Origin of the sequence: Acidisphaera rubrifaciens HS-AP3, assembly GCF_000964365.1 — a bacterium.
GTDB lineage: Bacteria > Pseudomonadota > Alphaproteobacteria > Acetobacterales > Acetobacteraceae > Acidisphaera > Acidisphaera rubrifaciens.
This window is the reverse complement of sequence record NZ_BANB01000657.1, coordinates 1-1,374: the sequence shown is the minus strand read 5'-3', so window position 1 is coordinate 1,374 and position 1,374 is coordinate 1. Positions and strand designations below refer to the sequence as shown.

The following is a 1,374-nucleotide window of genomic DNA, read 5'->3' as shown; positions in this document are numbered from 1 at the left end:
GGCCGCGCGATCGTGGTCCCGTCCGGCCGCCGCCTGCTGCGCCGCCTGCGCGCGGCGGCGGGCTGACGCCGGGCAGGGGGGCGGGCGCCGTGCTCGGATTTCACGACAAAAGCGAGGGCGCCACCGGCATCGCGGACGGCCCCGGCGCGGACGCGCTCACGCCCGCCGAGGCGTCGGCCGACGTGACGATGACCGATGCCTACCAGGACATGAAATTCCGCGTCTTCCAGGCCGTCCTCGACGTGCTGGAGCGACGCGGCACCAGCGTCGCCGCCTATGGTCTCGCCGGCGTGCGGGCCGAAATCGGTCAGGCCATGGTCGGCATGGTCACCGGACAGGGCGGCCTGAACTCGGCCGAACGCAGCCGCCTCGCCCTCGACGTCGAGCACGAGATCACCGGCCTCGGCCCGCTCGAGCCGCTGCTGCGCGACAGCGGCATCGACGACATCATCGTCAACGGCGCGCGGCGGATCTACGTCGAGCGTCGGGGCCGGATGGCCCGCGTGCAGGCACGGTTCCGCGACGACGCGCATCTGATGAACATCATCCAGCGCATCGTCAGTCCGATCGGGCGGCGCGTCGACGAAAGCTCGCCGTTCGTCGATGCGCGCCTCGCCGACGGATCGCGGGTCAACGTCATCATCCCGCCCGTCGCGCTCGACGGACCGATGGTCTCCATCCGCAAGTTCCGCCGCCAGCCGATGCAGCCGGCCGACTATCTGCGCAGCGGCGCCATGTCGCGCGAGATGGCGGAGTACCTCGGCGCCGCCGTGCGCTCGCGCCTCAATCTGCTGGTCTGCGGCGGCACGGGATCGGGCAAGACCACGCTGCTCAACATGCTGAGCGGCCATATCGACGACGCCGAGCGGCTGATCACGATCGAGGACGCGGCCGAGCTGCAACTGGCGCAAAGCCACGTGGTGCGGCTGGAGACCCGGCCGCCGAGCCCCGACGGCGGCCGTGGCGTCGATGCGCGCGATCTCGTGCGCAACGCCCTGCGCATGCGCCCGGACCGCATCATCATGGGCGAGGTCCGCGGGCCGGAGGCGGTGGAGATGCTGCAGGCGATGACCACCGGCCATGACGGGTCGATGGCGACGATCCACGCCAGCACCCCGCGGGAGGCGCTGTCGCGGCTCGAGATGCTGCTCGGCTTCGGCGGCCTGCAGACCGATGCGACGACGCTGCGCCGCTACATCGCCGGCAGCGTGCACGTCCTCGTGCAGGTCAGCCGCATGGCGAACGGCAAGCGGCGCGTGGTGGCCGTGGTGGAGGTCGCCGGGCTGCAGGGCGACACCTACACGCTCAACGAGCTGTTCGCCTTTCGCGAAAGCCCGCCGATGAGCGGTCTCGGGCAATTCACGACCGAGGCGC

General features: G+C 71.5%; 1 protein-coding gene. It reads left to right on the top strand.

What is annotated here, in order from left to right:
• Positions 1–89: 89 nt before the first annotated feature.
• A partial coding sequence (locus B8460_RS15935; protein ID WP_199445673.1) for a CpaF family protein occupies positions 90–1,374 on the top strand: 1,285 nt, incomplete at its 3' end.